The organism is Phnomibacter sp. (genome assembly GCF_036803085.1).
Lineage (GTDB): Bacteria > Bacteroidota > Bacteroidia > Chitinophagales > Chitinophagaceae > Phnomibacter.
This window is the reverse complement of record NZ_DAIRUZ010000005.1, coordinates 296,592-305,672: the sequence shown is the minus strand read 5'-3', so window position 1 is coordinate 305,672 and position 9,081 is coordinate 296,592. Positions and strand designations below refer to the sequence as shown.

Here is a 9,081-nt window from a genome sequence, read left to right as displayed (position 1 = left end):
TAAAATTAGACAGATACTCTAATTATTAACTGCCGAATTTTGGGTCCGCCTACACTCCGCCTTACTTTATAGCACCCGAACCATTCAAATAATCCCACAAATGGCGAAGCCACCCCAGAACATTTCCTGAAGTGGCTTCATGTGCTACCAGCTGCATAAGCCGGATTCTGTAACGCCGCCGAAACGGTGTTGCTATCATTTATCTACGACAACCATTGCTGACTGCCTGCATCTGCCTACCCTGGAGCGTCTCGCCGGTGGCGAGGTCAGGCGGGCCGCCTTCATCCACTCCTATACATGGCATTTCAGCACCCAAGGTTTACCCATGGCTGGCCTTGCAACCAACCATCGGGAGCTCTTACCTCCCGTTTTCACCCTTGCCCGGCCCCCATACCCCCGGAGGGGGATGAACAGCAAGGCGGTTATTTTCTGTGGCACTGTCTCGACCTGCCAGCTTCTCCCGATTGTTATCGGGATCAGCATAGCAGATGTCCCGCCGTTAGCGGGATGGGTTGCCCTGCGCTGTCCGGACTTTCCTCTCCTGCCTTGCAGCAGCAGCGATAGCCTTCACTGATAGCGGGGTAAAGATACAGCCCCCTTGCCCCCGGAGGGGGAAATAAAATTGAACGACCCGGATTAAGTACGTAATATTGTACTCAATCCGTTTCTATGAAAGTGATTAATTACACCGCATTCAGGGCCAAAATGAAGGACACACTTGATAGTGTGACCAAGGACGGCGAAACCGTGATGGTGAACCGCAATGAAAAGGAAACCGCTGTCATCATTAGCCTGGATGAATACAACGGCTTGATGGAAACCCTGCACCTGATGAAGTCGCCGGCCAACAAAGCCAGGCTCGACGCAGCAATCGCCAGAGATAAAAAAGGTCTGTCGGAAAAACATGCACTTATCGAACCCTGATGCAGCTTTCGTGGGACATACATGCATGGGAAGATTATCTGTATTGGCAGCAAACAGATAAAGCGGTGATGAAAAAAATCAACGATTTGATTAAGGAATGTTTGCGTACACCATTTGACGGACGTGGTAAACCCGAGGCGCTAAAAGCCAACTATGCCGGCTATTGGAGCCGCCGAATCACCGGCGAACACCGCTTCGTGTATCGGGTGTATGAAGACAGATTGCATGTAGTGCAATGCAGGTATCATTATTGAAAAGTTTGCAGTTTATAGTTTGCAGTTTGCAGGGCAGCCTTACTTGCAAACTGCAAATTGCCCACTGCAAACTGTCCACTGACGGAAGCAGATTGAGGCTGGTATTTTGCAGGGCTGTATTACTTGCAAACTGCAAACTGTATACTGCCAACTGTCCACAGTTTACTTCAAAAATATCTCCGTTGCGCCATGGCCGTACCAGGGATGGTATTGCGATATAAAGCTCTTCACATTGTCGCGGAGCTTGAGCATTTCGTGTACTTCTTCTTTCAGGCGGCCGCTGCCCACACCATGTATTACCCACAGGTGTTTCATGTAGTGCAGCTCGGCTTTGTCGAGCCATTTTTCAAACTCCCGCAGCTGCAGTGTCAGCTTTTCATGCGCCGTCATGTTGCGGTAGTCGTTGGTGAGTTTATCAATGTGCAGGTCGAGCACCGAAGGCGGCGCCGGTTCGGTATTGGGTAGCTTTTTGCCGGCCAACACTTTAAAACCGGCCTTGCTGAGCTGCGAAAACGGATCGGCTACAAAAGGCTCTGCTTCTATCTTGGTTTTATCGGGGTAGCGGTCGAATAACTGCTGTGTAAAGAAGGCATCGCCCTTTTGCTTCAGCACTTCAATCTGTTTGAACACCTGCTTGCCCTTGGGCTTGTAGGTGGCTTCGTAATATTCGGCCTTGCTTTTTTGCGGCGTAATGAGGCTAAACTCAAACTCGAAAGAAGGGTTATCGTTGAGGTGCTCAAAGGGAATGTTCATTAGGTAAAAATCCTGCAGGGCCAGCACTTCGTTTTGCAGCTCCATTTCGGTTTCGCCGGCATAGTTGAGCCAAAAGCGAAACCTGAGCCCATTGTCCGTTTGGTTGACGAGGTAAATCTTGAGTTCTTCCACCACATCATCGTCAAACACATCTTTACTAAATACGGGGAAGAAAACCAGCCACAGCCCTTCGGCCACTTTGTACTTGGGCGGATTTTTTTCCCGCTTTACATCTTCAATGTATTTTTTGGGTGGCTTCTTTTCTTCAAACAGTTTTTTGCTGCTGAACTGTTTGAAGTACGGAAAATCGAGCTGATCGGTATAGGCCGGAAAACGAACGCCCCGCACTTCTACCAACACCATTTTGTCGCCCAAAATGTCTACCACTTTGCCGTCTTCGTTGCTGTGCTTTACTACTACGTTGTCGCCTATTTCAAACTTCATAAACCCCAACCCCAACAGGGGCTTTTAAAAATGATGAACTGCCATTGGCAGCTGGCAAAGGTAAACAACAGCCAGGCTGCACAATGGTTGCAGTGGAATATTGGCTGTATTTTTCATAGTACAGAAATGCACTGCCGTTGAAGAGAGTGACACAACGAAGATGCCATGAGTACCGAAGCTGATTACCCAAAAAAACTATGCTGCAGTATTGGCCAGCTTCGACTTGCGGTAGCCGTATACAAAATACAGGGCAAGGCCAAGGCCCATCCACGCAAAAAACCACAGCCAGCTGATGGTGGGAATCTCAATCATGAGGTACATGCAGCTGAGGGCACCGAGCACGGGTATCACCGACAGTTTTTTGAGGATGCTGTACACCGCTACCACTATGGCAATGGCAACAAACAGCAGGAACAACATTTCCTGATGGTTTTCGTGGCCAAAATTGCTGATGGCTTCGCTGAAGCGGGTGCGGAAGGCATAGATAAACGCTGCCACCAACACGGGGATGATGATTTGCCCGTTGATGTAGGGGAGTTTGAATTTGCCCGCCTGCTGGTTGCCATTGATGCGGGGCAACAGCAACACACCGCCACTCACAATCACAAAGGCAAAGAGCGTTCCAATGCTGGTGAGGTCGGTCATGAGGCTGCCGGGCACAAACAAAGTAGGAATGCCTACCAGCAAACCGGTAACAATGGTGGCAAAGGCAGGCGTTTTGTACTTGGGATGAATTTTACCGAAAGCACCGGGTAGCAAACCATCGCGGCTCATGCTCATCCAGATGCGGGGCTGACCCAGTTGAAACACCAGCAACACACTGGTAGTAGCTATCACCGCACTGATGCTGATGATGTAACCAATCCACTTGAGGCCCAGCTTATCGAATACATACGCCAGAGGATCATCTACATTGAGCTCAGAGTAATGCACCATGCCGGTGAGCACCAGCGCAATGAGGATGTACAGGATGGTACAAATGAGCAGCGAATACATCATGCCCCGGGGCAAATCCCGCTGCGGATTTTTACATTCTTCGGCTGTGGTACTGATGGCATCAAAACCAATGTAGGCATAGAATACAGCACTTACCCCCTGCAATACGCCCTTAAATCCATTGGGCATAAATGGGTTCCAGTTATCGGTATTTACATAAAAGAAACCGAGAATGATGACGAGTATTATCACGGCTATTTTGAAAATCACCATGGCATTGGCACTCTTCTTACTTTCCTGAATGCCTTTGTAAGCCAGGGCGGTAATCAGCGCCACAATCACAAACGCCGGAATATTCATAAACAATTTGTAGCCCATTATCACCGGGGCACTGTTGTAGCCATTGATGATTTCCAGCATATCAGCATCGGCCACTTTGCCCGTAGCCAAAGATTGTTGCACTGCAGTATACGCCTCGCCGGCAGCACTGCTGTTGGTGGTCATCCAAAACGGCAGGTGGATATTGATGCCCTGCAGCAGGTTGTTGAAATAACTGCTCCAGCTAATGGCCACCACAATATTGCCAATGGCATATTCGAGAATGAGGGCCCAGCCAATAATCCAGGCTACGAGTTCGCCAAAACTTACATACGCATAGGTGTATGCACTACCACTCACGGGCACCCGGCTGGCAAACTCTGCATAGCACAACGCCGAAAAACCACAGGTAATGGCGGTAATCACAAAGAGCAAAGAAATACCGGGACCACCATCTGCCGCGGCAGAGCCAATGGTAGAAAAAATACCGGCACCCACCACCGCAGCAATGCCGAGATAGGTAAGGTCTTTTACGGTCAGAATTTTATTAAGCCCGTGTCCGTGGCCATCGTGACCGGCATCGGCAGACATGGCCGAAATACTTTTCTTTCTAAACAGTGACATGTAGTTGTGGTATATGGCTGAAAAATAGGACTATTCAGGAAAAGATGCGGTGGATTAATGATCCCGGGCAATCAGGGAATTAGCCAGATCGTACAACTGTTGTTTGCGGCTACTGAGCACTGCCACTGCTTCGAGGTGTTGCATAGCCTTATCGAAATATTGATGCTTCAGTTGCAAAGCCCACTCATCTACCCCACAGGCTTTCATAATGCTCAGTACCTGTTGCACTTTATCGGCAGGGTTTTCCTGCATCAGCGTTTGCAGTTGTTGGCGTTGTGCATCGCTGGCAACATCACGGGTATGAATGGCCAGGAATGTTTTTTTATTCTGCCGGATATCGCCGCCCACTTCTTTGCCAAACTTTTCCGGATCGCCAAAGGCATCGAGGTAATCGTCTTGCACCTGAAAGGCTATGCCGAGGTTTTCGCCAAAGGCATACAGGTGTTCCTGATTACCCTTGCCCGCACCACCAATGATAGCACCCATCTTTAACGCAGCAGCAATGAGCACCGAAGTTTTGAGGCGAATCATTTCAATGTATTCTTCCAACTGCACATTGGGCTGCTGTTCAAAATCGATATCGAGTTGCTGGCCTTCGCATACTTCGGCAGCTGTTTTGTTGAAGAGTGCTGTAACCGGCCGGCTTACATCGCGGTGCAACAGGTTGAGGTAATCGTAGGCTTTTACCAGCATTACATCGCCCGCCAGTATGGCTGTATTTTGACCGTATTTGTGGTGCACGGTTTGCATGCCACGGCGCAAGGCTGCAGCATCCATAATATCGTCGTGTATGAGAGTAAAATTGTGAAACAACTCAATGGCAAAAGCGGCATGCCAGGCATCTTCTTTAATATCGTCCACCAACTCATTGCCCATGAGCACCAGCAAGGGGCGAATGCGCTTGCCGCCCAGCTGTAAAAAATAACGGTTAGGATCATACAAAGAAGCTGGCTTTTCCGGAAAATGATTCACATCAAAACGGTCAGCAAACAAACGCGTCAACTCGGCCAAACTATGCATACAATGAATTTGAATTGAAGAACCAACGGCGCAAAATACCTGAAATGATTGAATGATGGATGCACAATCGCATTCGACGTTGGTACTACCTGGCTCCTGTTGCAGTAAAACAAAAAGCCATTGACGAATCAACGGCTTTTTGTTTGGTAAGAACAAGGAGGCTTACAATGCTTCTACAGCTATTACAGCCTGCACCGGGATGGGTCCGTAAATATGTGGAAACAGTTCCGGTACATCTGAAGCGGCTTCGTATTTCAAATGCACATCCAGTTTGGCAGGGTCGATACACAAACGCAGCAAATCCGTTTGCCCGGCATAGAAGCGTTCGAGTACGCCTGCAACCTGATGCGCATCGCTGGTATGAATAAACCCTTCTGTATGCAGCGATGGAGCTTCGTATTTACCCAATTGCAAAGCTTGCTCCCAGGCAGCTTTGGTGGTAACATGATACACCGGTGCCTGCCAAATGCGGGGCACCAATCCTTGCTGCATCATCAGGTCGGCCATTACCATAGCGGCCACGGCTTCCAGTACTGGTGGTACCCGCAACGCAATGCACAAATCGTGTCTTCCTTTTACAGAAAAACTTTCCATTTCACCGGTTTCCCAGTTCAATGTGAATTGATCTTTTGGTGTGGAAGATGTCGGCTTGATAGCAATTTTAAAATACACTTCGTTGCCATTGGTAATGCCGCCTACAATGCCACCAGCATGGTTGGTTGCGGTGCGGCCATCGTTGCTGATAATGGCATCGTTGTGCTCTACACCAAACATGTTGGCGGCAGCAAAACCGGTACCAAACTCTATACCACGAACGGCCGGAATGGCAAACACGGCATGGCTCAACAGTGATTCTGCAGAATCCCAAAAGGGTTCGCCCAAACCTGCGGGCAATCCGGTGATGCGGCAATCAACAATACCACCCACAGAGTCCTTGGCCGCTATGGCTTTTTCCAGTCCCGCTTCAATGGTTGGTTCGCCGGCTATTGATAATATATTGGAACTTACAGTGGCATTGCCCAACAACTTTTTAGCAATCACACCTGCAGCTACCACACACACGGTAAGGCGGCCGCTGAAATGACCACCACCGCGAAAATCTTCGAAGCCGCCATACTTGTGGTGTGCTGTCCAATCGGCGTGGCCGGGGCGAGGCACGGAGCGTTGCTTTTGGTAATCGCCGCTGCGGGTATTCTTGTTTTCGAAAATGATGGTGAGTGGTGCACCCGTAGTACGGCCTTGAAATAATCCCGTTTGAAAAATGGGATAATCATCTTCCTGACGGGGCGTGGTGCCTTTCTGGGTGCCGCCTTTTCTACGCTCCAAGTCGGGCAAAAAATCGGCTGCACTCAGGGGCAATCCAGTGGGCAATCCATCAATGGTGATGCCCACCGCCGGACCGTGAGATTCACCAAATATGCTGACGCGGAACAATTTTCCAAACTGATTCATACGAGCAAGTTATTTAACCAACGTGGATTGGTTTTGTACAGAAATACCCAACGCCGCTAAATGCTTCCAAAAATCGGGATACGATTTATTGACAGCATCGGCATTGCGAATTTGAATACCAAAATCTGCATTGATAGCTGCCACTGCAGCTGCCATGGCGATGCGGTGGTCATGATGCGAATTGAGCGTAAAATTATTCACCCGCAATTCGCCGGTGCCATGCACCAACATCAGGTCATCGTTGAGGTCTATGCGAACACCCAGCTTGGCAAATTCTTCCTGCAGGGTTACGCCGCGGTCGCTTTCTTTGTGCTTTAAGCGACGGAGTCCTTTGATGTGTGTCACACCTGTGCAATTGGCAGCCAATGCTACCAACGGCGGAAATAAATCGGGACAATCGGTGGCGTCAAATTCGAAGGCTTCGAGCTTGTCCTTTTTCACCCACACCTGGTCTTCTTCTACCCTCACCTGTGCACCTGCATCGAGGATGGCATCAATGATTTTTTTATCGGCCTGGCGGGAACTATTGTAAATGCCTTTTACCAATACTTCGTTGGATACCGCACCAGCCACCAGCAAAAATGCAGCACCGCTCCAATCGCCTTCTACTACAAAATTATCTGCACCAGCTGCAGCTTCTTCAGATGTAAATTCAAATCTTTCGTACTGATGATTGATTGGCGTTTTCAAGCCAAACTGTTTCATCACCTGCAGGGTGAGATCGATGTAAGGCTTGCTCTTCAGGTCGTTTACATAAATGCTGACGCCGCTGGCATTAGCTGCTGCATAAGCCATAAGCAAACCTGTAAGAAACTGAGAACTCAATGAACCATCAACGGTAATATCGGTTGGCTGCAAAGGTCCGCTCACTTGCATAGGCACAAGCCCGTTATTGGTTTGCACCTGCACACCCAGTTGCGGCAACACTTCCTGAAAAAAGTGCATGGGCCTTACCGTGAGGCTACCTTCACCAGTAATGGTAACGGGTTGCGTAGCCAGTGCTGCAATGGGGGTAAACATGCGAATGCTCAACCCGCTTTCACCACAATGAATAGCGGCCTGTTCGGGCTGATGCAAAAAAGGCAACCCTTTACCCATGATGCGTAAACTGTTGTCTGCTTCATTGGCCGTTACTTCAGCCCCCATGGCTTTGATGATGGCCAATGCCGCCAGGTCGTCGTTGGAATTGCCGGGGTTATGAATGATGGTTTCACCTTTCTTCAGCAATGCAGCAGCACAAGCCCGTTGCATGGCACTCTTGCTGGCATTGGCAGTTACACTGCCCGATATTTTTCCTGGTTGTATGCCTACTACCATTCCTGTAGTCTTCTTTTGTTTAGTGAGATAACAACAGTTTTTCAAGCTGTTTGATAGCAATGGGATGCACAACAGCCTTGCCCAGCTTTTGCAACAATACAAAGTGCATTACATCCCGCACCCGTTTTTTATCGTGGCGCATGTTGTACAATGCCCGTTGCATATCAAAAGCGGCATGCGTAGGCAATCCGTATTGTTCAATGGTTTGAATCAAATCCAATGGTTGCTTAAACTGCAATAGCTGCTGCGATAAATGTGCCGCATATACCATGCCCACAGCTACTGCATAACCATGCGATAGTTGTTGGTCATTTTCAATGGCATGGCCAAGCGTATGCCCAAAGTTCAGCAGCTTACGATCGCCTTTTTCAAAGGGATCTTTTTTTACCACCGATGTTTTCAGCAACGCATTTTTCATCACCAGCTGTTTCAAGGCTGCTTTCTGTTGTTTAAAATAACGCAAGTCGTGTTGCTGCAACTCTTTGAACATGTTGGCATCTTTGATAGCAGCATGCTTGATGATTTCAGCAAAACCATTTTGCCATTCCAACTCGGGCAATGTTTGTAACAATGCTGTATCGAACAACAGGAAAGCCGGTTGACGAATAGTACCCACCAGATTTTTGTACACGCCTACATCTACCCCGTTTTTACCACCAATCGATGCATCGACCATGGCCAGTAAAGTAGTAGGCACAAAACCAGTGCGAACACCCCGCATGTACACAGCGCCGGCATAGCCCGTCATATCGGTTACTACGCCGCCACCAATGCCTACGAGTGTGGTGCTGCGGTCAGCTTCCATCTCCATCAGCTGGCCCAAAATGCTATCTATGGCCGACTGTTGTTTGTACGCTTCGCCTGGCTTGAGTACAATGGTTCGCCAGCCTTTCATTTTGCTGCCATGTGCGGCAAAAACGTTTTCATCAGTAATGATGACTGTGCTTTTTTTATCGCACAACGAACTCAGCTTACTTAGCCCGGCATTAAACACATACTGCACGGTACTTCCAGCAATGGCAATTTCCTGTTGTATCAT

General features: G+C 48.7%; 8 protein-coding genes and 1 other RNA gene. 2 read left to right on the top strand and 7 right to left on the bottom strand.

The annotated features are described in order from the left end of the window. Positions 1-140 precede the first annotated feature (140 nt). Positions 141-577: RNase P RNA component class A (gene rnpB / locus V7Q13_RS12325), an RNA gene on the bottom strand. A 92-nt stretch (positions 578-669) separates the two neighbouring features. Here rnpB and V7Q13_RS12320 point away from each other — a divergent pair. Both V7Q13_RS12320 and V7Q13_RS12315 read left to right on the top strand, forming a co-directional pair. Continuing rightward, positions 670-924, top strand: a complete 255-nt coding sequence (locus tag V7Q13_RS12320; protein ID WP_157478427.1) for a type II toxin-antitoxin system Phd/YefM family antitoxin — start codon at positions 670-672, stop codon at positions 922-924. Continuing rightward, complete coding sequence (locus V7Q13_RS12315) at positions 924-1,178, top strand: Txe/YoeB family addiction module toxin (RefSeq protein ID WP_333800976.1); 255 nt, start codon at positions 924-926, stop codon at positions 1,176-1,178. Before V7Q13_RS12320 ends, V7Q13_RS12315 begins: the two co-directional genes overlap by 1 nt. A 162-nt stretch (positions 1,179-1,340) precedes the next feature. Here V7Q13_RS12315 and V7Q13_RS12310 read toward each other — a convergent pair whose 3' ends face one another. The 6 genes from V7Q13_RS12310 to aroB form a co-directional block, all read right to left on the bottom strand. Continuing rightward, positions 1,341-2,375 (bottom strand): Smr/MutS family protein, encoded by a 1,035-nt coding sequence (locus V7Q13_RS12310; protein ID WP_333800975.1) that lies wholly within the window; start codon positions 2,373-2,375, stop codon positions 1,341-1,343. Positions 2,376-2,570: 195 nt separating this feature from the next. After that, positions 2,571-4,253 carry an amino acid permease gene (locus tag V7Q13_RS12305; RefSeq protein ID WP_333800974.1) on the bottom strand — a complete coding sequence of 561 codons (1,683 nt, stop codon included), beginning with the start codon at positions 4,251-4,253 and terminating at the stop codon, positions 2,571-2,573. A gap of 54 nt (positions 4,254-4,307) precedes the next feature. Then, positions 4,308-5,273, bottom strand: a complete 966-nt coding sequence (locus V7Q13_RS12300; protein WP_333800973.1) for a polyprenyl synthetase family protein — start codon at positions 5,271-5,273, stop codon at positions 4,308-4,310. A 162-nt stretch (positions 5,274-5,435) separates the two neighbouring features. Then, positions 5,436-6,725, bottom strand: a complete 1,290-nt coding sequence (locus V7Q13_RS12295) for a chorismate synthase (RefSeq protein WP_333800972.1) — start codon at positions 6,723-6,725, stop codon at positions 5,436-5,438. A gap of 9 nt (positions 6,726-6,734) precedes the next feature. Beyond that, entirely contained in the window at positions 6,735-8,042 is a 1,308-nt protein-coding gene (aroA, locus tag V7Q13_RS12290) for a 3-phosphoshikimate 1-carboxyvinyltransferase (protein WP_333800971.1), read from the bottom strand. Positions 8,043-8,061: 19 nt separating this feature from the next. Continuing rightward, complete coding sequence (gene aroB / locus V7Q13_RS12285) at positions 8,062-9,081, bottom strand: 3-dehydroquinate synthase (protein ID WP_333800970.1); 1,020 nt, start codon at positions 9,079-9,081, stop codon at positions 8,062-8,064.